Origin of the sequence: Nonomuraea sp. NPDC048882 (assembly GCF_040649755.1) — a bacterium.
Lineage (GTDB): Bacteria > Actinomycetota > Actinomycetes > Streptosporangiales > Streptosporangiaceae > Nonomuraea > Nonomuraea maheshkhaliensis.
The window spans coordinates 508,965-534,968 of the sequence record NZ_JBEZGB010000004.1; the positions used below are offsets into that span (position 1 = coordinate 508,965).

General features: G+C 71.3%; 22 protein-coding genes. 11 read left to right on the forward strand and 11 right to left on the reverse strand.

All coding sequences use genetic code 11. From position 1 onward, the window contains the following. The first annotated feature begins 5 nt into the window (after positions 1-5). On the forward strand, positions 6-1,478 hold the full coding sequence (locus AB0C27_RS16630; protein WP_357844238.1) for an amino acid permease: 1,473 nt from the start codon (positions 6-8) through the stop codon (positions 1,476-1,478). A 35-nt stretch (positions 1,479-1,513) separates the two neighbouring features. On the opposite strand, the gene AB0C27_RS16635 is transcribed toward AB0C27_RS16630, so the two are convergent. The 4 genes from AB0C27_RS16635 to AB0C27_RS16650 form a co-directional block, all read right to left on the reverse strand. After that, complete coding sequence (locus AB0C27_RS16635; protein WP_346101158.1) at positions 1,514-1,900, reverse strand: SSI family serine proteinase inhibitor; 387 nt, start codon at positions 1,898-1,900, stop codon at positions 1,514-1,516. Between the two features lie 97 nt (positions 1,901-1,997). Continuing rightward, positions 1,998-4,100, reverse strand: a complete 2,103-nt coding sequence (locus tag AB0C27_RS16640) for a 3-hydroxyacyl-CoA dehydrogenase NAD-binding domain-containing protein (RefSeq protein WP_357844241.1) — start codon at positions 4,098-4,100, stop codon at positions 1,998-2,000. Then, positions 4,097-5,260: a thiolase family protein gene (locus tag AB0C27_RS16645; RefSeq protein WP_357845279.1), complete on the reverse strand. Its 1,164-nt coding sequence runs from the start codon at positions 5,258-5,260 to the stop codon at positions 4,097-4,099. Before AB0C27_RS16645 ends, AB0C27_RS16640 begins: the two co-directional genes overlap by 4 nt. Before the next feature lie 61 nt (positions 5,261-5,321). Then, on the reverse strand, positions 5,322-6,050 hold the full coding sequence (locus AB0C27_RS16650; protein ID WP_357844244.1) for a hypothetical protein: 729 nt from the start codon (positions 6,048-6,050) through the stop codon (positions 5,322-5,324). 208 nt (positions 6,051-6,258) lie between these two features. Between AB0C27_RS16650 and AB0C27_RS16655 the strand changes: the two genes are divergently transcribed. From AB0C27_RS16655 to AB0C27_RS16685, 7 genes are all read left to right on the forward strand, one after another. After that, positions 6,259-7,770, forward strand: a complete 1,512-nt coding sequence (locus tag AB0C27_RS16655; RefSeq protein WP_357844247.1) for an LCP family protein — start codon at positions 6,259-6,261, stop codon at positions 7,768-7,770. Between the two features lie 235 nt (positions 7,771-8,005). Further along, positions 8,006-9,172 carry a hypothetical protein gene (locus tag AB0C27_RS16660; protein WP_357844250.1) on the forward strand — a complete coding sequence of 389 codons (1,167 nt, stop codon included), beginning with the start codon at positions 8,006-8,008 and terminating at the stop codon, positions 9,170-9,172. Positions 9,173-9,432: 260 nt separating this feature from the next. Beyond that, positions 9,433-10,425 (forward strand): LacI family DNA-binding transcriptional regulator, encoded by a 993-nt coding sequence (locus tag AB0C27_RS16665; protein WP_357844253.1) that lies wholly within the window; start codon positions 9,433-9,435, stop codon positions 10,423-10,425. A gap of 153 nt (positions 10,426-10,578) precedes the next feature. Further along, the gene (locus AB0C27_RS16670; protein ID WP_357844256.1) at positions 10,579-11,352 is read left to right on the forward strand and encodes a TIM barrel protein; all 774 of its coding nucleotides are present in this window, start codon (positions 10,579-10,581) and stop codon (positions 11,350-11,352) included. 122 nt (positions 11,353-11,474) lie between these two features. After that, positions 11,475-12,416: an alkaline phosphatase family protein gene (locus AB0C27_RS16675; protein WP_357844260.1), complete on the forward strand. Its 942-nt coding sequence runs from the start codon at positions 11,475-11,477 to the stop codon at positions 12,414-12,416. Positions 12,417-12,547: 131 nt separating this feature from the next. Beyond that, on the forward strand, positions 12,548-15,124 hold the full coding sequence (locus AB0C27_RS16680; RefSeq protein ID WP_357844263.1) for a PEP/pyruvate-binding domain-containing protein: 2,577 nt from the start codon (positions 12,548-12,550) through the stop codon (positions 15,122-15,124). 569 nt (positions 15,125-15,693) lie between these two features. Beyond that, on the forward strand, positions 15,694-15,822 hold the full coding sequence (locus tag AB0C27_RS16685; RefSeq protein ID WP_357844265.1) for a hypothetical protein: 129 nt from the start codon (positions 15,694-15,696) through the stop codon (positions 15,820-15,822). Positions 15,823-15,895: 73 nt separating this feature from the next. On the opposite strand, the gene AB0C27_RS16690 is transcribed toward AB0C27_RS16685, so the two are convergent. The 6 genes from AB0C27_RS16690 to AB0C27_RS16715 form a co-directional block, all read right to left on the reverse strand. Next, positions 15,896-16,762 (reverse strand): sugar phosphate isomerase/epimerase, encoded by an 867-nt coding sequence (locus AB0C27_RS16690; protein ID WP_357844268.1) that lies wholly within the window; start codon positions 16,760-16,762, stop codon positions 15,896-15,898. Beyond that, the gene (locus AB0C27_RS16695; protein WP_357844271.1) at positions 16,759-17,925 is read right to left on the reverse strand and encodes a dihydrodipicolinate synthase family protein; all 1,167 of its coding nucleotides are present in this window, start codon (positions 17,923-17,925) and stop codon (positions 16,759-16,761) included. The genes AB0C27_RS16690 and AB0C27_RS16695 overlap by 4 nt, the downstream gene beginning before the upstream one ends. After that, positions 17,922-19,067 carry a Gfo/Idh/MocA family oxidoreductase gene (locus AB0C27_RS16700; protein ID WP_346101146.1) on the reverse strand — a complete coding sequence of 382 codons (1,146 nt, stop codon included), beginning with the start codon at positions 19,065-19,067 and terminating at the stop codon, positions 17,922-17,924. Before AB0C27_RS16700 ends, AB0C27_RS16695 begins: the two co-directional genes overlap by 4 nt. Positions 19,068-19,185: 118 nt before the next feature. Further along, positions 19,186-20,412: a ribonuclease D gene (locus AB0C27_RS16705; RefSeq protein WP_357844275.1), complete on the reverse strand. Its 1,227-nt coding sequence runs from the start codon at positions 20,410-20,412 to the stop codon at positions 19,186-19,188. Positions 20,413-20,457: 45 nt separating this feature from the next. Beyond that, entirely contained in the window at positions 20,458-21,051 is a 594-nt protein-coding gene (locus tag AB0C27_RS16710; RefSeq protein WP_357844278.1) for a DUF3000 domain-containing protein, read from the reverse strand. A gap of 60 nt (positions 21,052-21,111) precedes the next feature. Beyond that, positions 21,112-21,321 carry a hypothetical protein gene (locus AB0C27_RS16715; RefSeq protein WP_357844281.1) on the reverse strand — a complete coding sequence of 70 codons (210 nt, stop codon included), beginning with the start codon at positions 21,319-21,321 and terminating at the stop codon, positions 21,112-21,114. 328 nt (positions 21,322-21,649) lie between these two features. On the opposite strand from AB0C27_RS16715, the gene hemE reads away from it, so the two are divergent. Beyond that, the gene (gene hemE, locus AB0C27_RS16720) at positions 21,650-22,678 is read left to right on the forward strand and encodes a uroporphyrinogen decarboxylase (RefSeq protein ID WP_357844284.1); all 1,029 of its coding nucleotides are present in this window, start codon (positions 21,650-21,652) and stop codon (positions 22,676-22,678) included. Positions 22,679-22,733: 55 nt separating this feature from the next. Here the strand turns inward: hemE and AB0C27_RS16725 are convergent, their stop codons facing one another. Then, positions 22,734-23,771 (reverse strand): DUF4349 domain-containing protein, encoded by a 1,038-nt coding sequence (locus AB0C27_RS16725; RefSeq protein WP_357844287.1) that lies wholly within the window; start codon positions 23,769-23,771, stop codon positions 22,734-22,736. Between the two features lie 119 nt (positions 23,772-23,890). Between AB0C27_RS16725 and hemG the strand changes: the two genes are divergently transcribed. Together hemG and hemQ are read left to right on the forward strand one after the other, a co-directional pair. After that, a complete protein-coding gene (gene hemG, locus AB0C27_RS16730) occupies positions 23,891-25,294 on the forward strand; it encodes a protoporphyrinogen oxidase (protein ID WP_357844290.1) in 1,404 nt (467 codons plus the stop codon). A 5-nt stretch (positions 25,295-25,299) separates the two neighbouring features. After that, a complete protein-coding gene (gene hemQ, locus AB0C27_RS16735; protein WP_346101140.1) occupies positions 25,300-26,001 on the forward strand; it encodes a hydrogen peroxide-dependent heme synthase in 702 nt (233 codons plus the stop codon). Positions 26,002-26,004: the final 3 nt, after the last annotated feature.

The following is a 26,004-nucleotide window of genomic DNA, read 5'->3' on the forward strand; positions in this document are numbered from 1 at the left end:
AGATCGTGGACATCTTTCGCACGAAGACTGTCGAGCAGTCGATCCGCGACACCGAAGCCCCCGAACATCAGCTGCGAAAGCGCCTGACCGCCACGGACCTCACGGTCTTCGGCATCGGCGTGATCGTCGGCACCGGGATCTTCGTGCTGACCGGACAGGTCGCCAAGGAGACGGCCGGGCCCGCCGTGGCCGTCTCGTTCGTCGTCGCCGGCATCGTGTGCGGACTCGCGGCCCTGTGCTACGCCGAGTTCGCCTCCACCATCCCGGTCGCCGGGTCCGCCTACACCTTCTCCTTCGCCACCCTGGGCGAGTTCCCCGCCTGGGTGATCGGCTGGGACCTGATCCTGGAGCTGGCGCTGGCCGCGGCCGTGGTGGCGGTCGGCTGGTCGGGCTACTTCGCCTCGCTGCTGTCGACGTTCGGGCTGAACCTGCCCCCCTCCATCGCCGGCGCCGATCCGGTGGTGAACGTCCCCGCCGTCGCCATCGTGGCGATCCTGACCGCGGTCCTGGTGGCCGGGATCAAGCTGTCCTCGCGGGTCAACCTGATCCTGGTGATCACCAAGGTCGCCGTGGTGCTGCTGGTCATCGTGGCGGGGCTGTTCTTCATCAACGGCGCCAACTACACGCCGTTCATCCCCGAGGCGGTCTCCACCCCGCGCGTGGAGGGGCTGGAGGCGCCGCTGTTCCAGGTGATGTTCGGCATCACGCCGGTGGCGTTCGGCGTGATCGGCATCTTCTCCGCCGCGGCGATCGTGTTCTTCGCCTTCATCGGCTTCGACATCGTGGCCACCGCCGCGGAGGAGACCGTCAATCCGCAGCGCGACGTGCCGCGCGGCATCATCGGCTCGCTGGTGATCTGCACGATCCTGTACGTCGCCGTCTCGCTCGTCGTCGTCGGCATGCAGCACTACAGCGAGCTGAGCACCGAGGCGCCCCTGTCAGGCGCCTTCACCGCGGTCGGACAGCCCTGGCTGGCCTCGATCATCGGCCTGGGCGCCATCGCCGGCCTGACGACCGTGGTGCTGGTGCTGCTGCTGGGCCAGACCCGGGTGCTGTTCGCGATGTGCCGTGACGGGCTGCTGCCACGCTCCATGGCGAAGGTGCATCCCAAGTTCGGCACCCCGGCCCGGCTCACGACGCTCATCGGGGTGGTGACGATGGCGCTGGCCGGCTTCGTCTCCTTCGGCGAGCTGGCCGAACTGGTGAACATCGGCACGCTGTTCGCGTTCGTGGTGGTCTCGATCGGCGTGGTCGTCCTGCGCAGGACCAGGCCGGACCTGCCGCGGGCGTTCAAGACGCCGCTGGTGCCGGTGCTGCCGGCATTGTCCGTGCTGGCCTGCCTCTACCTCATGCTCAACCTGCCGGTGCAGACCTGGCTGCGGTTCCTGATCTGGATGGTCATCGGCGTGGTGCTCTACTTCGCCTACGGCTACTGGCACAGCCGTACCGCGATGCCCTGGCAGAAGGCCCGCCACTGAGACCGGGATCACCGGGGCGGGCCCTCAGCGGGTGCTCAGAGCGAGACGACCGCCCCGGTGGCCGCGCGGACCAGGCAGCCGTTGGCGAAGACCTTGGCCCACTGCACGCGCGAGCTGTACCAGCGGCCCACGACCACGACGGCGTGCGGCGCGAGCTCCTTGGTGCAGACGGCGTTCGGATGCACGTTGAGGTCGGCCGGCTTGCCGCCGACCCGCTCCAGCTGGCGGCAGGCCGCGCGGGCGTTGGGGTGGGTGCCGCCGGCGGGCGCGCAGTGCAGCCAGACGGTCTTCGTCACCCCGCTCTTGGCCGCGTCGACGATCTTGAGCTGCACCTTGGGGGGCGGGGCGACGGCCAGGGCGGGCGACGACGCGCCCGCCAGGAGGGTGCCGCAGAGCGCGAGGGTGCCTGCTGCTCTCATCATGGTTACTCTCCGTTCGTAGGACGGCACCATACGCTACGACGGAGCCAGGGCGGAGGTGAGGAGGCCCGCGTGCGAGCCTCCTCAAAGGCCCTTAAAATCAGGCCGGCAGCGAGGCCACACCGGGCGCGAGGAAACGCGGCCGGGCGACGCCGGTCCGGTCGAGATACGGCGTGATCCCGCCCAGATGGAACGGCCAGCCGGCGCCGAGGATCATGCACAGGTCGATGTCCTGGGCGGCGGCCACGACGCCCTCGTCCAGCATGACGCGGATCTCCCTGGCCAGCGCGGCGAGCACCCGCTCGCGCACCTGCTCGGCCGTGGAGGGAGACGAGCCGCCCGCGAAGAGCGCCACCGCCTCCTGATCGAGGGTGAAGTCCGGCCGGTAGACGCCCGGCTTGCCCGAGGCGACCAGCTTGGCCATGTTCTCCGAGACGCCGAAGCGGTCGGGGAACGCCTCGTGCAGCGTTTCGGCCACGTGCAGGCCGACCGCAGGCCCGACGAGCTGCAGCAGCGCGAACGGCGTCATCGGCAGCCCGAGCCCGTCGAGCGCGTGCTCGGCGGTCTCCAGCGGCGTGCCCTCGTCCACGGCCGCGACGACCTCGCCCATGAAGCAGGTCAGCAGCCGGTTGACCACGAACGCCGGAGCGTCCTTGACCAGCACCGACGACTTCCTCAGCGCCTTGCCCACGGCGAACGCGGTGGCCAGCGTGGCGTCGTCCGTCGCCGCGCCCCTGATGATCTCCAGCAGTGGCATGACCGCGACCGGGTTGAAGAAGTGGAAGCCGACCAGCCGCTCAGGATGCGCCAGGTCCGCGCCCATCTCCGTCAGCGACAGCGAGGAGGTGTTGGTGGCCAGCACGCACTGCGCCGAGACCACGGCTTCGACCTCGGCGAACACCTGCTTCTTGACCGCCAGGTCCTCGAACACGGCCTCGATCACGAAGTCGGCGTCAGCGAAGGCGTCCTTCGTCAGCGAGCCGCTCACCAGCGACTTCAGCCGGTTGGCCTGGTCCTGCGACACGCGGCCCTTGCCGAGCAGCTTGTCCACCTCGGCGTGCACGTAACCCACGCCCTTGTCCAGCCTGGCCTGGTCGAGGTCGGTCAGCACGACCGGCACCTCCAGGCGGCGGGCGAACAGCAGCGCCATCTGCGAGGCCATGAGCCCCGCGCCGACCACGCCGACCTTGGTGATCTTGCGGGCCAGCGCGGCGTCCGGCGCCCCCGCGGGCCGCTTGGCCCGGCGCTGCACCAGGTCGAAGGAGTAGAGCCCGGCCCGCAGCTCATCGCTCATGAGCAGGTCGGCCAGCGCCTCGTCCTCGGCGGCGAAGCCCTCGTCGCGGGTGGCGGTCTCGGCCAGCGCGATCAGGTCGAGCGCACGGTACGGGGCGGGCGAGGCGCCGCGCAGCTTCATGTCCACCAGGAAACGAGCGTCGCCGACGGCCTTGGCCCAGTCGTCGTCACGGGCGGGCCGCTCCACGGTGACCTCGCCCTTGACCACGCGGGCGGCCCAGCGCAGCGACTCCTCCAGGAAGTCGGCGGGCTCGAACATCGCGTCGGCGACGCCCAGCGCGTACGCGTCCTTGCCCTTGATCATGCGGTTCTGCGACAGCGGGTTCTCGATGATCAGCTTGATCGCGTTCGCCGGGCCGATCAGGCGGGGGAGCAGCTGCGTGCCGCCCCAGCCAGGCACCAGGCCGAGGAAACACTCCGGCAGCGCCACCGCGGGCACGCCCGCCGAGATCGTCCGGTATCTGCAGTGCAGCGCGATCTCCAGCCCGCCGCCCATGGCCGCGCCGTTCACGAACGCGAACGACGGGATCGCCAGCTCGCCCAGCCGCCGGAAGACGTGGTGGCCGAGCGCGCCGATGGCCAGCGCCTCCTCCCGGGTGGCCAGGCTCGCCGCGCCCTTGAGGTCGGCCCCCACGGCGAACACGAACGGCTTGCCGGTGACGCCCACGGCCGCCAGGTCGGTGCGCTGGGCGATCTCCGACAGCGCGCCGTTGAGCGCGAACAGCCCGTGCGGGCCGAACGTGCTCGGCTTGGTGTGGTCGAAGCCGTTGTCCAGCGTGATCAGCGCCATCGTGCCGGCCCCGTACGGCAGCCGTACGTCGCGCACGAGCGCCTTGGTGACGACCTCGTCGCTGTTGCGCTCGCTGAGCAGCGAACGCCAGGTGTCCATGCCGTTGGTGTCGTTGCTCATGCGAGGTTCTCCCAGATCACGGTGCCGCCCATGCCCATGCCGACGCACATCGTGGTGATGCCGTAACGCACGTCGGGACGCTCGCCGAACTGCCGCGCGAGCTGCGTCATCAGCCGTACGCCCGAGGAGGCGAGCGGGTGGCCGTAGGCGATCGCGCCACCGTAGGCGTTCACGCGGGGATCGTCGTCGGCGATGCCGAAGTGCTCCAGGAACGCCAGCACCTGGACGGCGAACGCCTCGTTGATCTCGAACAGCCCGATGTCGGAGATGTCGAGATCCGCCAGCCGCAGGGCCCGCTCGGTGGACGGGATCGGCCCCACGCCCATCACCTCGGGGTCCACGCCCGCGAACGCGTACGACACCAGCCGCATCTTCGGCCCCAGCTCCAGCTCCTCCGCGATGTTCGCGGCGGCCACGACGCAGCCGGTGGCGCCGTCGTTGATGCCGGAGGAGTTGCCGGCCGTGACGTGGCCGTGCGGCCGGAACGGCGTCTTGAGCCCGCCCAGCGCCTCCATCGTGGTGCCCGGCCTCGGGGCCTCGTCCTCGACGGCCAGGCCCCAGCCCCGCTCCGCCGTCCTGATCGCGGTCGGCACCAGGTCGGGCTGGATCTTGTCGTCGGCGTACGCCTTGGCCGCCTTCTCCTGCGACAGCACCGCGTACGCGTCGGCGCGCTCCTTGGTGATCGTGGGATAGCGGTCGTGCAGGTTCTCCGCCGTCATGCCCATGACCAGGGCGCTCGGGTCGACCAGCTTCTCCGACAGGAACCGCGGGTTGGGGTCGACGCCCTCGCCCATGGGGTGGCGGCCCATGTGCTCGACGCCGCCGGCGATGGCGATGTCGTACGCGCCGAACGCGATGCCGCCCGCGACCGTGGTCACCGCGGTCATCGCGCCCGCGCACATGCGGTCGATCGCGTAACCGGGCACCGTCTTGGGCAGCCCGGCCAGCACGGCCGCCGATCGGCCGATGGTCAGGCCCTGGTCGCCGATCTGGGTGGTCGCGGCGATGGCGACCTCGTCCACGCGCTCGGGGGGCAGGTTGGGGTTACGCCTGATGAGCTCGCGGATGACGCGGACGACCAGGTCGTCCGCGCGGGTCTCCGCGTACAGCCCCTTCGGCCCTGACCTGCCGAAAGGTGTGCGCACGCCGTCGACGAACACGACGTCACGAGAGGAAGGCACGGATTCGCTCCTCGTTGTTAGCAGGGGTTCCGTGTCTATGCTACTCGTCAGTAACTACTCCGCAGACGAGCGCGGCGGCGAGCAGCACGTAGACGGTGCCGGTGGCCGGCTCCCAGAGGTGGGCGCGGGCCCCGAGCAGGGCCACGACCGCCACGACCGCGCCCGTCCAGAGCACCGCGCCCTTCCGCGGGCGCGTGCCGAAGCCGGGGTCCCAGGGATCGCCGGGTGAGCCGCCCGAGCGCAGGGCGCGCGTCACGGCCCCGGCCACGTCGCGGGCCCACAGCAGCAGGAACAACACCCCCGCGGCCACGCTCACCACCGACAGGACCTCGACGGTCCAGGCCAGCACGTCGGCGAAGGTGTACCAGGCGGCCTCGCGGAAGAAGCGCGGCACGGTCCAGCCGAGCAGGAGCGTCACCGTCCAGCCCGCGGCGACGGCCAGCCGGGTCAGCGGGCGGGCCCGGCCCGAGCGGACGAAGGCGTACAGCTCATGTTCGCGCCGCCGCACCATGCGGGCGCGCACACCCCACACCACCTGGGTGAGCGCCAGCGCGGGCACGGCGACGGCGAAGACGCCGAGGGACAGCAGGGCCTGCGGCAGCACCTGCTCCCTGGTCGCAGCCCTGTCGGCGATCAACTGCGCGGTGGCCAGCAGCGAGATCGAGGCGACCAGCGCCACGAACGCGCCGCGCCGGCCGGCTCTGGCCCGCTCGCGCAGCCTCGCCATTTCCTTGGCGCCGGGGGGAGACGCCATCTCGGTCAACAGCATGAACGTCATGATGACGGCACTGTGCGTCATGACGCCCCGCATTCGCGTGCTTTGGATGGAGCCCTCGATGGAGGTGACGCATGAGTACCCAGGACGCCAGGTCTGTTCCATCATGGAGGAGCGAAGTAGGCGCGAGATGCTGGGACCTGTCCTCTTGAGGGCCTGTTTGTGGCTATGCTTCGCGATCATGGTGCGAGGGGTGAACCGCATGAGGGAGCAGCAGGACGAGGCGGTTCTTGGCCGCAGGGTCGCGCCACCCCTACCTCCGCCGGACCATGGAGGACGCCGTTCCGAGCCCCGGCGCAACCCGCTGACGCCGCTCGGCTGGGTGGCCGTGGGGCTGACCATCGTGCTGGTGGCCTCGGTGCTCGGCGGCTACGGCTACTACCGTTACCTCGAAGGCCAGATCGTCCGCGACGCCATCGACGTCGGCCCCAGCCGGCCGCCCGACACCGGCGCGCTCAACGTCCTGCTCGTCGGCTCCGACTCCCGCGACGGCAACAACCAGAAGTACGGCGCCACGACCGTGGGCGCAGGGGAGCGCACGGACACGATCATGCTCCTGCACATCGCCCCCAACCGCGACAACGCCACCATGATCAGCTTCCCGCGCGACTCCATGGTGCTGATCCCCTCGTGCAAGGCCAGGAACGGCACCGCGCTCACCCCCGGCATCCGTCAGATCAACTCCGCCTTCAACGACGGCGGCATCAACTGCACGATCAAGACCCTCGAATCCCTCACCAGCATCAAGATCAACCACTTCGTGAAGGTGGACTTCACCGGCTTCAAGGGCATCATCGACGCCATCGGCGGCATCGAGATCTGCCTGCCCAAGGCGGTCAACGACCCGAAGGCCAAGCTCGTGCTCGGTCCGGGCAAGCACCGGGTGAAGGGTGAGCAGGCGCTGGGGTACGTACGCACCCGCTACGCTCTGGGCGACGGCAGTGACCTGAGCCGGATCACCCGCCAGCAGATCTTCCTCACCCAGGTGCTGAAGGAGATCACCAGCGGCGGCCTGCTCACCGATCCGGGCAAGCTGAACGACTTCCTCCAGGCCGGCATCAAGGCCGTGACCGTGGACGACGGCCTGTCGCTCGACCGGATGCTGGAGATCGCCAACAGCGTCAAGGGCCTGACCGCCAAGGAGCTCAAGGGCATCACGGTGCCGATCGAGGAGTACCCGCAGGACAAGGCGCGGGTGCAGTTCTCCGAGCCGGCGGCGAGCAACTTCTTCGAGAGCGTGCGCAACGACGTCGAGGTCACCGCCGCCCCCACCCCGGGCAAGCCGTCCACGCCGAAGATCGAGAACAAGCAGGTGCGCCTCCAGGTGCTCAACGCCACCGGCGAGGAGGGCAAGGCGCTCCAGGTGGCCGACGAGCTGGCCGCCCAGGGGTTCGTGGTCACGCAGGTGGGCAACGCCGCCCTGACCCCGACGACCGCCGTACGGTATGCCAAGAAGGACGCCGAGCAGGGCCCCGCCTACGGTGACGCGGTGGCCGCGCGGCTGTCGAAGGACAAGCGCACGCCCGTCGCGGGCAAGGTCAGGCCGCTGACGGCGCAGCCGTACAAGGGGAAGGCGAAGGCCGCCCAGGCGCCCGGCGGGCCGATCATCCAGCTCGTCATCGGCAGGGATTGGCCCGGCGTGCGGGTCGTCTCGGCGATTCCCGACTCGCTCAAGGACAGGGTCGTCGACAGCAACACGAACCCGTGCAAGTGACCCCGTACTGACCCGTGTGGGTGAAGGCGTTACCTACCCGTACAGACGTGACGGGAAACGTCATTGGGGCGAATGTTACGGAGAGTAATTCTAGCGAAACAAGTGAAATATCCCGACAAGTAATGGTAGGAAGGGGCGCGGTCTGATTTCGAACTAGAGAGGTTCCACCGTGGCGCGCGACGAGAACGACAGGCCATACGAGGATGGGCAGGGTAGGCCGTTAAACCCGGAGTTGATGACGGGTGACGTGCTGTCCCCCCGGTGGAGCACCGAGGACACCGACGAGCAACCCGCTATCCAGGTGGTCGGCAACGAGACCTACATCCTGCCTCTTGACAAGGGCTCGCAACCGATCGACGGGCCGCGTGACGTGCTCGACGACCCCCCGCCGAGGGGATTGCTCGCCCCTGACCCGCACGACGTGCTCGGCGGGCCCCATGACGTGCTGGACGGACCGGGTTCCCGCGACGCGCTGGGCGGCGCGAGCGGTCCGCATGACGTGCTGGGCTCGTCCGGGGGCTACGACCTCGGTGGCCCGAGCGGCGCGCACGACTTCGGCGGGCCCAGCGGCGCCCACGACTTCGGCGGCCCGAGCGGAGCGCACGACTTCGGGGGGCCCAGCGGGCCGCACGACCTGGACGACGGGCTCAGCGGGCCGCACCGGGTCGACAGCGACAACCCGTACCTCCCGCTGGACCGCGGATACGACAGCGACCGCGACGAGCGCGACGACCTCGACGACGACCGGCCCAAGCGCGGCTTCCTCGGCTCCGGCTGGACCGACGACGGCGACGGCAAGGACTCCTACGGCGGGCGCGCGAAGGGCGAAGGCGAGGTGCGCCGCCGCACACGGGTGCTGCTGGTGGCGGCCGTCGCGGTCGTCATCGTCGGCGTGGGCGCCGGCTGGATGCTCACCGGTACGTCCTCCGACGACCCCTGCTCGGGCGCCCAGTGCGCGAGCGCTGGCGAGGTGAACACCCCGTCCGAGTCGGCGCTGCCCGAGGACGAGCCGGTCGAGGAGGAGTCCGAGGAGCCCGCCGACGACGAGCCCGTGGACACGACCACCGACCAGCCGGACCAGCCGCGGGCCTCGGTGCCGGCGACGCCGCAGCAGCGGGTCCGCCAGCCCGCGACGCGGGAGCCTTCGGCCCGCCCGACCGCCACCCGCGAGTCGAAGCCGACCACGAGGGCCACCAACCGGCCCACCCGTGAGCCGCAGGGCCGGATCAACGAGACCGACAGCCGGGGCGACGGGGTCGAGACCGACACCTCGGACAAGCAGACGGACAACGACAGCCAGACGCCGACCGAGACCGACTCCGGGACGACGCAAGCACCGGTGCCCGCGCCGACGCAGGAGGAGCGCAAGGGGCTGCTCGACATCCTGTTCCCCTGGGCCTGACCCGATGACGTGAGGCCGGCCGCGCCCTTCACGGGCGCGGCCGGTTGTGTTCTTTCCGGCGTCCGTCGGCTGCGTCGTCATGAGCGTGAGGACGCGCGTCCTTCTGGGCGAGTCGGTTGCGGCGGAGGGCTTTGTCGCGGATGTGACGGGCGATGTCCCTTCCGGGGTGCGGCATCCTGTTGTACGGGGGCCGGGGCGTGGCAGGATGCGGATCCAGGTGCCGGTCTGGCAGACTTGGAAACCGCTTTCCGGGAGGTCTCGTGGTCACGCTGGAAGACGTCGCCAAGCAGGCGGGCGTCTCGCTCGCGACCGCTTCGCGGGTGCTCAACGGCAGCACCCGCCAGGTGGGCGCGGCCCTGCGGGCACGCGTCGAGCAGGCCGCGGACGAACTCGGCTACCGGGCCAACATCGCCGCCCAGACGCTGGCCCGAGGGGCGAGCAACGTCATCGGCATCGTCGTCCACGACCTGACCGACCCCTACTTCGCCGCCCTGGCCGACGGCGCCATGCGGGCGGCGGCCACCGAAGGGCTGCTGGTCATGGTGGGCACGACGCATCGCGACCCCGAGCAGGAGATCGCGTACGTGGCGACGCTGCACGCCCAGCGCGTGCGCGCGGTCCTGCTGGTCGGCTCGCGCGTCGCCGATCCCGGCGTCACCGGGCGGCTGCGCGACGAACTGGCCCGCTACCAGGCGGGCGGCGGCAGGGCGGCCTGCGTCGGCCAGGACCTGCTCGGCGTCGACACCGTCGCCCCCGCCAACCGGCAGGGCGCGGCCGAGCTGGCCAGGGCGCTGGCGGGGCTGGGGCACACGAGGTTCGCGGTGCTGGCCGGGCCGCCGCACCTGGTGACGGCGGCCGACCGGAGCGCCGGCTTCGCGGGCGCGCTCGCAGAGCTCGGCCTGCCCGCCCCGCAGGTGATCCACGGCCCCTTCGACCGCGACGGCGGCTACGCGGCGGCGCAGCAGGTCGGGGACGCGACGTGCGTGTTCGCGGTCAACGACGTGATGGCGGTGGGGGCGCTGGCGGCCTACCGCGAGCGCGGGGTCAGGGTGCCGGAGGACGTCTCGGTGGCCGGTTTCGACGACATCGTCACGCTCCGTGATCATGTGCCCGCGCTGACGACCGTACGGCTGCCGCTGAAGGACATGGGGGCGCGGGCGCTGGTCCTGGCACTGAACGAGGACGACCCGATCGTGGTCGAACAGGTCGCCGGCGAGGTCGTCCTCCGGGAAAGCGTCCGGAGACTCCCCTGACCCCGGCGACCATCGCTCCAGGAAGATGGCGGGTGGCCGAGGGGATCATGGCGGGCCCGTTCTTGGTCGGGTGAGGTTGTTCGGAGGGTGGCGTGCTGGTGATGAAGGCCGGTGTGGACCGCCTGGAGGCGCTGTGTTGATGGGGAGAATGGTGTGAGGCTGGCGGTCAGCACGCTGGGGATGCCCGGCGAAGGGCTGGACAGGGCTATCGAGATCGCGACCGGGCACGGTTGCCAGGGGCTGGAGCTGCGGCTGCATCCGGACACCGGCGTGCACGCGGGACTCGGTCGCGAGGAGCGGGCCTCGGTGCGCGGACGGGTCGAGGGGGCGGGGCTGGAGATCGCCGCGCTGGCCGGATATGTCGGTATATGTGAGCCGGGGCCGGATGAGCCGGTGATCGAGGCGCTCCTCGCCGACCTGCGGCTGGCCGCCGACCTTGGTGCACCCGGTGTACGGGTGTTCCCGCGCGGCGACGATCCGGCCGTCGGCGCCCGGCGGCTCAAGGCGGTCTCAGGACCCGCCGCCGACTTGGGCCGCCGCGTGCTCGTCGAGACGCACGACAGCATGGCGACCGGCGCCGCCGTGGCCGGGTTGCTCGCGGAGGCGGACTGCCCCGAGACCACCGGCGCCCTCTGGGACCTGCTCCACCCGTGGCGGCACGGCGAACCGCCGGCGCGGTCGCTGGCCGAGCTGACGCCGTACCTGTCGTATGTGCAGATCAAGGACGCCGTCTCGGCGCAGGACACCACGCCGGTGCCCATGTGGACCGGGTCGGTGCCCCTGGACGAGGCGGGCGCTCTGCTGCGTGAGGCCGGCTTCGACGGCTGGGTGTCGCTGGAGTGGGAGCGAACGTGGTATCCGCAGGTGGCACCGGTCGAGGAGATCCTTCCGGGCGCCGCCGAGTGGATACGCCGATTCACCCCCTGAAAATCGCCGACTGAGCTTCTCCGTGGGTGGGATGCGCCGTTCGCGGGGCGTTTCGTCAGCCGCCGGTCGGCGTTCGGTGTGGGTGGATGGGTTTCGGTGGGGATGGGCGCTTAGATGGGGGGATGTCCGTATTCTCTAGCAAGGTGCTCGTCGTCGGCATGGACGGCCTGCGGTACGACCGGCTCATGGAGCTGCCCGCGCCCACTCTGAAGGCGCTCATGTCCACCGGTGCGTACGGCACCAGCCTCCTCCCCTACGGTGAGGCCGGCACGCCGCGCACCGAGTCGCCCGGCGAGGTCGTGCCCAAGAGTCCCGAGGCGGGTGACGGCGGCCGGGTGATCCGGTCGCGTACCGACTCGGGCCCCGGGTGGTCGTCGATCGCCACCGGTGTCTGGCCCGACAAACACGGCGTCGTGGACAACGGTTTCGCGAGCCACCAGTTCACGAAATTTCCGGACTTCTTGACGCGGGTGAAGCTGGCCCGCCCCACCCTCACCACCGCCGCCCTCTTCTCCTGGGCCGCCCTCGCCGAGCACGGCGCCTTCGGCCCGGGGATCGATCACCGCCTGGCCCTCGACGGGTACGCCATCGGCTGGGCCCTGGCCGACAAGCAGGTCACCGAGGCCGCCGAACGCCTGCTGGGCACCGGTAACCCGGACGCCACGTTCGTCTACCTCGGCGACACCGACGAGGTGGCCCACGACCTCGGCCCCCACTGCCCCGAGTACGCCGCGGCCCTGGAGGCCCAGGACGCCTACCTCGCCCGCCTGCTCGCCGCGATCCGGGCGCGGCCCTCGTACCCGGACGAGCGCTGGACCGTGCTGGTCACCACCGACCACGGGCACGTGGACGCGGGCGGCCACGGCGGCACCTCCGACGAGGAGCGCACGGTCTTCGTGATCGCCAACCGGCTGGGCGAGGACCTGGGCGGGAGCCCGCTGCGGGGGCCGCGGCTGGTGGACGTGGCCCCGACGGTCCTCGCCGCACTAGGCGTGGACCTCGACCCGGCCTGGGACCTGGACGGCTCACCCCTGGACGGCTCCCGCGCGGATGGCTCGTCCTAGGACGGCTCGCCCCAGGACAACTCACCCACCGACGACTCGCCCTGCCACGGTTGATTCATCATGTGTTGAATTCTTTGCCGGACTGCGTGACACTGGAGATGAAACGACGCTGAACCGGCAGGGAGCATTCGATGAAGACGGCTCTGGAGTTCTCCGAGATCCACGCGGGCATGCTCGCCGAGGTAGGCGGCAAGGCGGCCAACCTCGGCGAGCTGACCAGGACGGGCCTGCCCGTGCCGCCCGGCTGGGTGCTGACCACGGAGGCGTACCGGCAGGTCGCGCAGGGTCTTGAGACCGGCGGCGAAGACCTGGCCGCGCGGGCCAGGCGGCACCTGCTCCAGGCGCCGGTGCCGGACGACGTGCACGAGGAGATCCTGAAGTCCTACGCGGCGCTCGGCGACGACGTGCCCGTCGCGGTGCGCTCCTCCGCCACCGCCGAGGACCTGCCGTTCGCCAGCTTCGCCGGCCAGCAGGACACCTTCCTCAACGTGGTGGGCGGGTCGGCGGTGGTGGACGCCGTCCGCCGCTGCTGGGCCTCGCTGTGGACCGACCGCGCGGTGGCCTACCGCGAGTCCAACGACATCGACCACGCCGCCGTGCGGCTCGCGGTGGTCGTCCAGGTGATGGTGGACGCGCGGGTGGCGGGCGTGATGTTCACCGCCAACCCGGTGACGGGCCGGCGGCACGAGGCCGTGATCGACGCCAGTCCAGGGCTCGGCGAGGCGGTCGTCTCCGGCGCCGTCAACCCCGACCGCTTCCTCGTCTTCGACGGCCGGATCCTCGAACGTCACGCGGGGGACAAGCGGCTGGCCATCCGTTCCCTGCCGGGCGGCGGCACCGAGCGGGTCGAGACCGCGTACGACGGGCTCTGCCTGACCGACGAGGAGGTGCTCCGGCTCGCCGAGCTGGGCACCCGCGTCGAGCGGCACTACGGCGCGCCGCAGGACACCGAATGGGCCATCGACGACGAAGGGCGGCTCTGGCTCACCCAGGCCAGGCCCATCACCACGCTCTACCCGCTGCCCGAGCGGCCCCGTCCCGGCCTGCGGGTCTTCTTCTCCGTCAACGTCGCCCAGGGCGTCATGGGCCCGTTCACCCCGATGGGGCAGGCGGCGTTCCGGGTGATCAGCGCCGGTGGCGCGGGCCTGGCCGGGCACGCGCCCGCCGACCCGCTCGACGGCGCCGCCTTCCTGACGAGCTCGGGGGAGCGGCTGTGGCTCGACCTCACCGCCGCCGTACGCTCCCGCAACGGCCGCGCCATTCTGCCCCGCGCGCTGACGCTGGGGGAGGCCCGCGCGGTGTCGGTGATGGAGCGGCTGTTCGAGGACCCGCGCCTGTCCCTGGCGCACACCTCCCGCCGTCCGTTCCTGCGCGGTCTGGCCCGTTTCATCAGGAACGTGCACGTGCCGTCCCGCGTCCTGACGGCGCTCACCAGGCCCGAGCGGGCGCTGGCCTTAACGGTCCGCCTCGGCGAGGAGCTCGACCGGCGGCTGCGGGTGCCCGACTGGGCCACCCCGGCGCAGCGCCTCGACCACGCCGAGCATGTCCTCGTCCGCACGTTCCCGCTGATCATCTCGGTCATGCCGATCGCGGTCACCGGGTACGGCCTGTTCGCGCTGGCGTCCAGGCTCTCCGGCGTGCCGATCAACGAGATGGGCGACGTGCTGCGCAGCGTGCCCCACAACCCGACCACGGAGATGGACCTCGAACTGTGGCACCTGGCCACGCGGGTCGAGCCGGAGCCGTTCAAGGAGCTGACGGTGGCCGAGCTGGTCCGACGCTACCGGGAGGAACGGCTGCCGCCCGTCGCCCAGCGCGAGATCACCGCCTTCCTCGCCAAGTACGGCCACCGCGGCGTCGCCGAGATCGACCTGGGCGTGCCGCGATGGTCGGAGGAGCCCGCCCACATCCTCGGCGTGCTGGCCAACTACCTGCGCATGGACGGCGACCCCGACCTCGCGCCCGCCGCGCAGTTCGCCAGAGGCGAGCGGGAGGCGCGGGCCGCCATCGCCCACGTGGTGGCGCGGGCGCGGCTCAAGGGGCGCTGGCGCGCCGCCGTCGTGCGCTTCGGGCTCGGACGCACCCGCAGATACGCCGGGCTGCGCGAGCTGCCCAAGTTCTACCTGGTCAAGACCCTGGCGGCGATCCGGAGCAGCCTGCTCGTGGTCGGGGAACACCTGGCCGGGCGCGGGGTGCTGGAATCAGCCGGCGACGTGTTCTTCCTCGACCTGCGCGAGACGCGGGCCGCGCTCGACCCGGGCGCCGACCTGCGGGAGTTGGTGGCGCGGCGACGGGAGACGTACGAGAGGGAGCGGCGGCGCCGGCACGTGCCCCGGGTGCTGCTGTCCGACGGCACGGAGCCCGAGGCCCTCGCCCAGCCCGCCGCCGACGGCGCGCTGACGGGCACGCCGGCTTCGGCAGGCACGGTCACCGGCGTGGCCCGGGTGGTGCTCGACCCGATCGGCGCGCACCTGGAGCCGGGCGAGATCCTGGTCTGCCCCTCGACGGACCCCGGCTGGACGCCGCTGTTCCTGACGGCGGGCGGCCTGGTGATGGAGATGGGCGGGGCGATGTCGCACGGGTCGGTGGTGGCCAGGGAGTACGGCATCCCGGCGGTCGTCGGCGTGGCCGACGCCACGCACCGCATCACCTCGGGCCAGGAGATCACCGTCGACGGCGCCGCCGGCACGGTGACGCTCCCGTCCTAGCGACCGTCCTGGCGACCGGCCTTGTGTCCCGCGACGGACCTAGACGAACGGGATGAAAGCCCGGAGCCGGCGAACCCCCGGCCGCTATGGCGATCGAATGTCCGAGCCCTACAGGAACCACAACGTTCATCAGAAACCTCCGAAGAACCCGCGCCTTCAGGCGGGGGAGGAATCGGACCCCTGCGGAGCAGGACAGGGGCAGGCGATTCGCCGCTGGATGAACTGCCGTCGAAACGCGGCGCGAAGCGGCGAGGTTCGGTAGTGCGTTCGACGGTGGCGATGACCAAGCCGCCGGAGCAACGATCGGACATACCCTCGCCGCCGGGCTGGCGGAGAGGCGAAACGCCTGTGGAGCTGGTGTAAGACCTCAACGAGAGATCCCTTTCTCGGGCGGGCGACCGGCGATGAAACAGGAAACCTCACGGGTGACCGTGGGAATCCCCCTCCCTTCAAGAGGGGGAGGATGTCAATACCAGAGCCTGGTGATGAAGCTCATGCCGTGAGCTGCGAGCGGCGCTCGACAGCGGCTGCGGCTCCGGCCCGGCCCGAAGAGCGGGCCGGGCAAGAGCGTGCCCTCCCTGCCCCCGGTGCTGTCGTGGGGCGAGACCGAACGGCTGGCCCGCGAGGTGCTGCCCGGCTGCCGGCTCCGCCGCCTGCTGCTGCGCCGTTACCTGCTGGTCTGGGACAAGCCGGAGTGACGGCAGGCCCCCAGGAGCTCGGGGGCCGCCGCCGGGCCCGGCATCGGATCCCCGGCCGGCGCAGCGCCCGGGCTCAGGGGAGCACGACGTCCGCGTAGCGGGTCTTCATCGTGGCCACGACCTCGTCGGGATCGGCCGCCCAGATGTCGGCGTTGAAGATCTCCACCTCGACGTCCCCGGTGTATCCGGCGGCCAGCACCGCCTCCGTGATCGGCCGGAAGTCGATCACCCCGTCACCCATCATGCCCCGCCCGAGCAGCACGTCCTCGGGCAGCGGATGCAGGTAGTCGCACACCTGGTAACTGGCGATCCGGCGACCGGCCCGCGCGATGTCCTCGAACAGCCTCGGGTCCCACCACACGTGGAAGGTGTCCACCACCACGCCGACCTGCTCCTCGGGGAAGGGCAGGCTCAGCTCCAGCGCCTGCCCCAGTGTGGACAGCACGGCGCGGTCCGGGCAGTAGATCGGATGCAGCGGCTCCAGGGCCAGCTTGACCCCGCGCTCACCCGCGTACGGGGCCAGCTCCGCCAGCGCCTCGGCCACCCGTTCCCTGGCCCCGGCCAGATCACGGGTGAACCCGGTCGCGGGCAGCGCCTCGCCCGGCCGCACTCCCGGCAGACCGCCCACCACCAGCACGAGGCAGGACGCCTCAAGCTCCGCCGCCTCGTCCACGGCCCGCCGGTTGTCCTCCAGCGCCTGGGCGAACGCCCTCTTCCCCTCTTCGCCGGGCAGTCCGCCACCCGTGAGAAAGCCGCCCCGGCACAACGACGAGACCCGCAGCCCGGCGGAACGTACCAGCTTGACGCTTTCCGCGAGGCCCTGTTCGGCCACCTTCTCCCGCCACAGCCCGACCGCCGGAAGGCCGTGCCGTACGCAGCCGTCCACGGTCTCGGCCAGGGACCATCGCCTGGTCGTCCACTGGTTCAGCGACAGGCTCACAGGCCGTTCACCTCCAGCAGCGCCTTCATGCGGCGTACGGCGAGCTCCTGGTCGGTCAGCAGCCCGGCCTGGTCGGCCAGGCGGAACACCTCCGACAGGTGCCGCAGCGAGCGGGCCGATTGCGCGCCGTTCACCATGGCGAACGCGTCCTGGTGGCCGTTCAGCCAGGCCAGGAAGACGATGCCGGTCTTGTAGTTGTACGTGGGCGCCTCGAAGATCTTCCGCGACAGCGGCACCGTCGGGGCCAGGATCTCCTCGTACGCGGCCAGCGCCCGTTCCCGCTCCGCCTCGTCACCCGCGGTCTCTGCCGTGTCCAGCGCCCGCAGCGCCGCCGCGGCGGCCGGGGCGATGGCGTCGAAGATGCCGAGCAGCGCGTGCGAGCCCGACCTGATCAGCGACGGATAGTTGAAGTCGTCACCCGTGTACAGCTTGACGCCCTCGGGCAGCGCGGCGCGCAGCCCCACCTCGTGCTCCTCGTCCAGCAGCGACACCTTCACGCCGTCCACCATCGCGGCGTGGGCGTGGATCAGTTCGAGGAACGAGTCCGTGGCCGCCGCCACGTCGCGCGAGCCCCAGTAGCCGGCCAGGTTCGGATCGAACATCTCGCCCAGCCAGTGCAGGATCACCGGGCGGTCGGTCAGGCCGAACAGCTTGCCGTACACCTGGTGGTAGTCGGCCGGGCCCGAGGCGGCCCGCGCGAGCTGGCGGGAGGCCATGACGATCACGCCGGCGCCCGCCGACTGGACGGTCTCGATCTGCTCGGCGTACGCGGCGGTGATCGTGTTCAGGTCGGCCGCATCGGGCGCGTGGTCGGTGCCCGCGCCGCAGGACACCAGCGTCGCCGGGTCGCCGTACGCGCGGGCCTCCTCGGCGCTGCGCCGGACGAGCTCCTTGGTGGCCGCCCAGTCCAGGCCCATGTTGCGCTGCGCGGTGTCCATGGCGTCGGCGACGCGCAGGCCGTGCGACCACAGGTGGCGGCGGAAGCGCAGCGTGGCCTCCCAGTCCACGGCCGCGGGGGAGCCGGGCGTGTTGTCGCCCAGCGGATCGGCCACGACGTGGGCGGCGGCGTACACGATCCGGCTGGAGGCGGGCGTCGCGACGACCGGCCAGCTCACCGGCTCTCTCAGCGGGTACGTCCCGAAGCAGGGCAGGTCGATCCTCACAGCTGCGGCACCTCGATCCTGCGGCCCTCGGCGTTCGAACGCAGGCCCAGCTCGGCGAGCTGCACGCCCCGGGCGCCCGAGGCGAAGTCGTTCGGGAAGGGCGCGTCCTCCAGCACGTGGCGGATGAACGCCTCCCACTGGATCTTGAAGCCGTTGTCGAACTCGGCGTTGTCCGGCACCTCCTGCCAGCCGTCGCGGAAGCGGGCCGTGGCCGGGAGGTCGGGGTTCCAGACGGGCTTCGGGGTGGCCGAGCGGTGCTGGGCGCGGCAGTTGCGCAGGCCCGCCACCGCACTGCCGTGCGTGCCGTCCACCTGGAACTCGACCAGTTCGTCGCGGTTGACGCGAACCGTCCAGGAGGAGTTGATCTGGGCGACGATGCCGCCCTCAAGGTCGAAGATCCCGTACGCGGCGTCGTCGGCGGTCGCCTGGTACGTGTTGCCCTGCTCGTCCACCCGCTCCGGGATGTGCGTCACGGCCTGGGCGTAGACGGACCGGACCCGGCCGAACAGGTTCTCCAGCACGTAGTGCCAGTGCGGGAACATGTCGAGCACGATGCCGCCGCCGTCCTCGGCGCGGTAGTTCCACGACGGGCGCTGGGCCTCCTGCCAGTCGCCCTCGAACACCCAGTAGCCGAACTCGCCGCGCACCGACAGGATCCGGCCGAAGAAGCCGCCGTCGATCAGCCGCTTCAGCTTGAGCAGGCCGGGGAGAAAGAGCTTGTCCTGCACCACGCCGTTCTTGACGCCCTTGGCCGCAGCGGCCTCGGCCAGCGCGAGCGCCTCCTGCGTCGACTCGGCCGTCGGCTTCTCGGCGTAGATGTGCTTGCCCGCCTCGATGGCCTTCAGCACGGCCTTCACCCGGGCGCTGGTGACCTGGGCGTCGAAGTAGATCAGGTTGTCGTCGGAGGCGAGGGCCGCGTCGAGGTCGGTGGTGAAATCCGAAATGTCATGCTTTGTAGCGATATCAGAAAGCTTGTCGGCGTTGCGGCCGACCAGTACGGGCCTGAGCTTGACCCTGGAACCGTCCGAGAGCGTGACGCCGCCCTGCTCGTTGATGGCCAGAACCGAACGGACCAGATGCTGGCGGTAGCCCATCCGCCCGGTGACGCCGTTCATCACGACCCCGATGGTGCGCACGCTCATGAGGTTCCCTTCACATGGAAAGCGCTTTCCCGAACGGTACGGCCGGGCCACCGAGGGCGTCAAGTGGCGCGAACCTCAGGTGAGCCTCGACCGCGGGTGAGTGCACCCGGTGTCGAGCTTAGGGCCCGCCGCGTACCTCCAGCCTGGCCAGGGCCTTGGCGATGGGGTGGGCGGCGAGGGAGAGCTGCCACTCGCGGGCGCCGAGCTCGCGCAGCCGGGCGGTCACGCTCTCGTCGGTGATCTCGGCGGGCGGCTCCCAGGTGAGCCTGCGTACGGCGTCGGGCTGCAGCAGGTTCTCGGTGGGCATGTGGTGCTCGTCGGCCAGCGCCGCGACCACCGCGCGGGCCGCGGCGAGGCGCTTGGCGGCGGCCGGGTCGCGGTCGGCCCAGCGGTTGGGCGGAGGCGGGCCGTCACCGGGCGTGCTGGGCTGGGGCAGCTGGTGGTCGGGCAGGTTTCTGGCCCTGGCCACCGCGGCGAGCCAGTCGTTCATGTGCCTGCGCGCACTTCGCCCGGTGAATGCTGAAATTTCGGTCAATGCCTTCTTCGTGCGCGGGCCCTCCAGCGCGGCGGCGACGATCGCGGAGTCCGGCAGCACCCGGCCCGGCGCGAGGTCGGCCTCACGGGCGATCTGGTCGCGCATGGTCCACAGCTCCCGCACGATCGCCAGGGCCCGGACGTTGCGTACCTTGTGAATGCCCGACGTGCGGCGCCACGGATCGGAGCGCGGCACCGGCGGCGGGGTGCCGAGCACGGCGGCGAACTCCTCGCGCGCCCACTCCAGCTTGCCCGAATCCGCCAGCTCCCCGTGGAGCACGTCGCGCAGCTCTACCAGCACCTCCACGTCGAGCGCCGCGTAACGCAGCCAGTCTTCCGGCAGCGGCCTGGTGGACCAGTCGGCCGCCGAATGGCCCTTCTCCAGCCGCAGCCCGAGCACGGTCTCGACCATCGTGCCGAGGCCTACCCGCTCGTAGCCGAGCAGCCGGCCCGCGAGCTCCGTGTCGAACATCTCGCGCGGCTTGAACCCCACCTCCATCAGGCACGGAAGGTCCTGCGACGCGGCGTGCAGGACGATCTCGGCCTCCGCCACGGCCTGATCGAGCGCCGACAGGTCGGGGCAGCCGATCGGGTCGATGAGCGCGGTGCCGGCTCCGGCGCGGCGCAGCTGCACGAGATAGGCGCGGTTGCCGTAGCGGTAGCCGGAGGCGCGCTCGGCGTCGACCGCGACCGGGCCCGTGCCCGCGGCGAAACGCGCCACGACCTCGTCCAGCCCGGCGGCGTCGGCGACGACGGGGGGGATGCCCTCGCGCGGCTCCAGCAGTGGCTCCACTGTGCGTTCTTCTGTCATGAGTTCACCGACCTCATGACGCGCGTGCTGTCTTGACTGGTGCCCTCACTTCGTTCGGTCACTCTCCGGATCATCACGTCGGCGGGGCAGCGCGGCCACGTCGGGCGGGAGCGGCGGGATGCCCGCGGCCACGCACATCAGGTCGCACCAGGCGGCGACGTGGCCGGACAGATCCTCCTGCGCGGGTGACCACGACGCCCGCAGCTCAAGCTCGGTCGTGACCGGGTCGTCGGCCTTGTTGCCGAACCCCTCGGAAACGGCTCTTGTCACCGTACCGCCAGCGGCCGAGTAGTCGGCTTGATGCGCGTCGAGAGCTTCGGTCAGCCAGCTCCAGGCGACGGGCCCGAGCAGCGGGTCGGAGGTGATCTCCGGCTCCATGTCGGCCCTGACGTAGGCCACCAGCCGGAACGGGCCCTCCCATCCGCGCTGGCCGTCGGGGTCGTAGAGCAGGATCAGCCGGCCGACCGCGAGCTCGTCGTCGTCGCGGTAGACCGACGCGCCGATGGCCGCGGAATAGGGGGCCAGCCGCTGCGGCGCGGGCAGGTCTTCGAGCTCGATCTCCGGGCGCACCTCGGCCTGCCGCAGGCTCGCCGCGGCACGCGTGAACGCGGCGGGCGGCGGCTGGTCACCGAGCGTCATAGCCGAAGCGTAGGTCGAAGACGGGTGGAAGGGGACCACGGGGGTGCTCATCCTTCGTGATCAAGCCGCTGCCGTAACCAGCTGGCGTGCCGGGCGGGTGGACTCCACGGTGCCGAGCGTGATCGCGTGGCCGCAGCCGAGGCAGGCCCACTCGGGGCACTCGCCGGGCTCGTGCCCGTCGAGGCACGGCGGCTGCTCGAAAGGCCGCTCGTCGGCGCAGGCGGGGCAGCGTTCACTGCGGCGCTCTGGAGAACTCCACAACGCGGTCATCGCATGAGTCATCGAACCGGGGCCTTTCTTCGGGTCGTGGCTCCGACGTTGGCACGAGCCGCTGACAATTCCCCGCAACGCGCTCGGCGTGTCCCGAAAGTGGTCGCTGAATCGATGCCGCGCGGTGGCTTGGGCAACATTTGGCCCAGTCGAGACCGGCTCTCTGGGCGGGCATGGGGTGTGTTCGACCCGTGTGCGCTGCCGATGCCGAGCAGACCGGTAAACCTTCATCTGACTATCTGATCATGATTTGGGGTGTCCAATGCATCTTTTTCCGACACCTCGCGCCGGTGTCGTGACCGGCCACCGCCCGTGGCACCCTTGTCTGGTGAACCTCGCCGACTCCGCCTTCCTGCGCGCCTGCCGCCGCGAACCCGTGCCCCACACCCCTGTCTGGTACATGCGTCAGGCCGGGCGGTCGCTGCCGGAATACCACAAGGTCCGTGCGGGCGTGCCGATGCTCACCGCGTGCGCGACGCCCGACCTCATCGTCGAGATCACCCTGCAGCCGGTCCGTCGCCTCGGCGTCGACGCGGCCGTCTTCTTCAGCGACATCGTGGTGCCGCTCAAGGCCATCGGCATCGACCTCGACATCAAGCCGGGCGTCGGCCCGGTCATCGCCGACCCGATCCGCGACGCCAAGGGGATCGAGGCGCTGCGCCCGCTGGAGCCAGGCGACATCCCCTACGTCACCGAGGCCATTAAGGCGCTGACCGGCGAGCTCGGCGCCACCCCGCTCATCGGCTTCACCGGCGCGCCGTTCACGCTCGGCTCCTACCTGATCGAGGGCGGCCCGTCCAAGAACCACGACCGCACCAAGGCCATGATGTACGGCGCCCCCGAGCTGTGGCACGCGCTCATGGACCGGTTGACCGGCATCGTCCTCGAACACCTGCGCATCCAGGTCGCGGCCGGAGCCTCGGCCGTGCAGCTCTTCGACTCCTGGGTGGGGGCGGTGGCGCCTGACGACTACCGCGAGTTCATCCTCCCCTACACCCGGCGCATCTTCGAGGGTGTCGCCGGCGTGCCGCGGATCCACTTCGGCGTGGGCACCGGCGAGCTGCTCGGCGTGCTCGGCGAGGCAGGGGCCGACGTCGTGGGCGTCGACTGGCGGGTGCCGCTCGACGAGGCCGCCCGCCGGGTCGGGCCCGGCAAGGCGCTGCAGGGCAACCTCGACCCGGCGATCCTGCTGGCGCCGTGGGAGGTGGTCGAGCGCAAGGCGCGCGAGGTGCTGCGGCGGGGCGAGGCGGCCGAGGGGCACGTGTTCAACCTGGGCCACGGCGTGCTGCCCTCGACCGATCCCGACCAGCTCAAGCGCCTCACCGACCTCGTCCACGAGCACACCCCCACCGCCTGAACGTCCCCCCGACGACCGGTCGGGTCCCATCGGCCAAGCGTGCCGCGCCGGGCGGTCAGGCTTCGACGGCCTCCTTGCCTGGGCCGGGCTCCTCGGGGCTCGGCTCCGAGGGGCCGGGTTCCGTGGGCCGGCCCGCGTGCTGGGCCGGCGCCGGGCCGGACGGGGGAGCGGGGCGCCGGGCGCGGTCACGCCGGACGCGCCAGACCACCAGCGCGATCAGCGGCGACGCGAACAGCAGCCACGGCAACAGCGCCCCGATCACGGTCAGCGCGATCTTCGTGAACGACACCAGTGCGTTCCATCCGGACTTCAGCCCGCCGAGGAACCCGGCCGGCTCCTCCACCGGATCCACCACCTCGGCCGCCGGGCCCACCAGCTGCAGGCTCAGCGTGGCCATCGAGACCTGCGCGGCCAGCTCCTTCTGCTGCGCCTGCAACGACTCCAGGTCGGCCTCCCGGGTGGAGATCTCCCGCTCGACCTGCAGCACCTGGCCGATCGTGTCCGCCTTCTTCAGCAGCGTGCGCAGCGACTCCAGCGACTCCTGGGCCGACTTCAGCCGGCTCTCGACGTCGGCCACCTTCAGCGTGACGTCCTCGGTGCCCTGCCGCATCGACAGCTGCTTGCCCAGCTCCTTGCCGAACCGGCCCACCACCTCGGCGTACTTCGCCGGCGGGATCTTGAACTCCAGCGTGGCGGAGTCCTCGGTGTCGCTGGCCGAGCTCGTCTGCTCCTGCGACAGGTAGCCGCCGGCGGCGGTGACGATCTGCTTGGCCTGCTGAGCGGCCGTGCTCACCTGCTTGGCCCGTACGGTCATGTTCCCCGTGTAGATGACCTGCCGGTCCTGCCGGGTCACCTTGACATCGGCGGCCACTCCGGCCCGCCCCGCCTGCGGCCGGGCCGCCTGCTCCCGCACGTCGCCGTCCTGGGCGGCGGCGTCCTGGGGAGCGCGCTGGGCCGCGTACTCCCGGGAAGGGGCGCCGGCGGCCTGGCTCCCCGAGTCGGATTGGACCAGCCCGCCCCCGCCCCCGCAACCGCTCAAGGCCAGGGCGGCACAGGCCGCCGATAACGCGATGCCGTACCGGATTCTCCTCATGCCCTAATGACGGCCCCTGCACCGCCTCGGTTTGACCGGGACCATCACGTTCAGATCACTGTGTCAGATCACCGGCCCGAAGAGCTGAGCACCGGGGTGAGGCGGTAGCGTCGGGAGGCGTGGATGGGAAACGGGCGCACGTGGTCGTCATCGGCGCGGGGATCTCCGGGCTGACCGCCGCGTGGTATCTGCACCAGGGCGCCGGCGACCGGATCAAGGTGACGGTCCTGGAGGGCTCGCCGCGCATCGGCGGCAAACTGTACGCCTCGGAGGTCGCCGGGGTGAGCGTGGACGCCGGCGCGGAGGCCATGCTGGCCCGGCGTCCCGAGGGGAAAGAGCTGGCCAGAGCGGTCGGCCTCGGTGACGACCTGGTGCTCCCCGGCACCACGCGCTCGGCCGTCTACACCAGGGGCACGCTCCGCCACCTGCCGAAGGGCCAGGTCATGGGCGTGCCGTCCGACCTGACCGAGCTGGCCAAGTCGGGCATCGTCTCGCCCGGCGGCCTGGTACGCGTGCCGCTCGACCAGATCCTGCCCGCGACCCTCGTCCGCACCGACGTGTCCGTGGCCGCCTACATCCGCGCCAGGATGGGCGCCGAGGTGGTCGACCGGCTGGTCGAGCCGCTGCTCGGAGGCGTCTACGCGGGCCGCGCCGACATGCTCTCACTGGAGGCCACGATGCCGCGGGTGGCGGCGGTGGCCCGTTCTGAGCGCTCGCTGCTGACCGCGGCCAGGCAGCTCGTCGAGGAGGCGCCCAAGGACGCCGGCCCCGTCTTCACGTCGCTGCGGAACGGCATCGGCTCCCTGCCCGAGGCGGTCGCCAAGGCGTCGGAGGCCGAGGTCAGGACCGGCGTGACCGTACGCGAGCTGCACAGGACCGAGACCGGCTGGCGGCTGGTGACGGGCCCGGTGCCGCGACCGGAGATCATCGAGGCCGACGCCGTGATCGTGGCCACGCCGGGCCCGGCGGCGGCCAGGCTGCTCAAGGCCGAGGCGCCCAAGGCCTCCGCCGAGCTGGCCCGCATCCAGTACGCGAGCATGGCCGTGGTCACCCTGGCCTATCCCGTGGACGCCTTCCCCGAGCCGCCCGCCTCCAGCGGGTACCTGGTTCCGCCGGTGGAGCGGCGGCCGGTCAAGGCGGTCACGTTCAGCTCGGTGAAGTGGCCCCACCTGGCCAAGGACCTGGTGATCCTGCGCTGCTCGATCGGCAGGATCGGCGAGGAGCACCTGCTCCAGCGCGAGGACACGGAGCTGGTCTCCCTGGCCATGGCCGAGATGGCCGACGTGATGGGCGTGCGTGGCCTGCCGGTCGACAGCAGGGTGACGCGCTGGGGCGGCGGCCTGCCGCAGTACAACGTGGGCCACCTCGACCGGGTGGCCAGGGTGCGCGCCGCGGTCGCCGTGCAGCCGGGGCTGGCCGTGTGCGGCGCCGCCTACGACGGCATCGGCATCCCCGCCTGCATCGGCACCGCGCGTACGGCCGCCGCCCGGATTCTGGACCACCTGACCGGCGGAGGAGAATAGGAGCCATGACAGAGGGCGCTCCGCGGCCGAAGGCCCGCGATCTCAACCAGGTGATCCGTTACACGATGTGGTCGGTCTTCCAGCTGACCGAGCCGTGCCCAGGCGACCGCGACAACCTCGCGGCGGAGGTCCAGGAGCTGCTCGACCAGGCCGCCGGCAAGGACGTCGTGACCAGGGGGGTCTACGACGTCTCGGGCTTCCGGGCCGACGCCGACTTCATGTTCTGGTGGCACGCTGCCACGCCCGAGGACCTCCAGGACGTCTACTCCCGGTTCCGCCGCACGGAGCTGGGCCGGCGCACCAGGCCCGCCTGGTCGGCGATGGCGCTGCACCGGCCGGCCGAGTTCAACAAGTCGCACATCCCGGCCTTCCTCGCCGAGGAGGAGCCGCGCGCCTACGTGAGCGTCTATCCGTTCGTCCGCTCCTACGAGTGGTATCTGCTGGAGGACTCCGAGCGCCGGGCGATGCTGGCCGAGCACGGCCGGATGGCGCGCGACTATCCCGACGTGCGGGCCAACACGGTGGCGTGCTTCTCGCTCAACGACTACGAGTGGATGCTCGCGTTCGAGGCCGACGAGCTGCACCGGATCGTCGACCTCATGCGTACGCTGCGGGCGGCGAAGGCGCGTCGGCACACCCGCGTGGAGATCCCGTTCTACACCGGCGCCCGCAAGCCGGTGCAGGAGCTCGTCGCCGCCCTGCCCTGACAG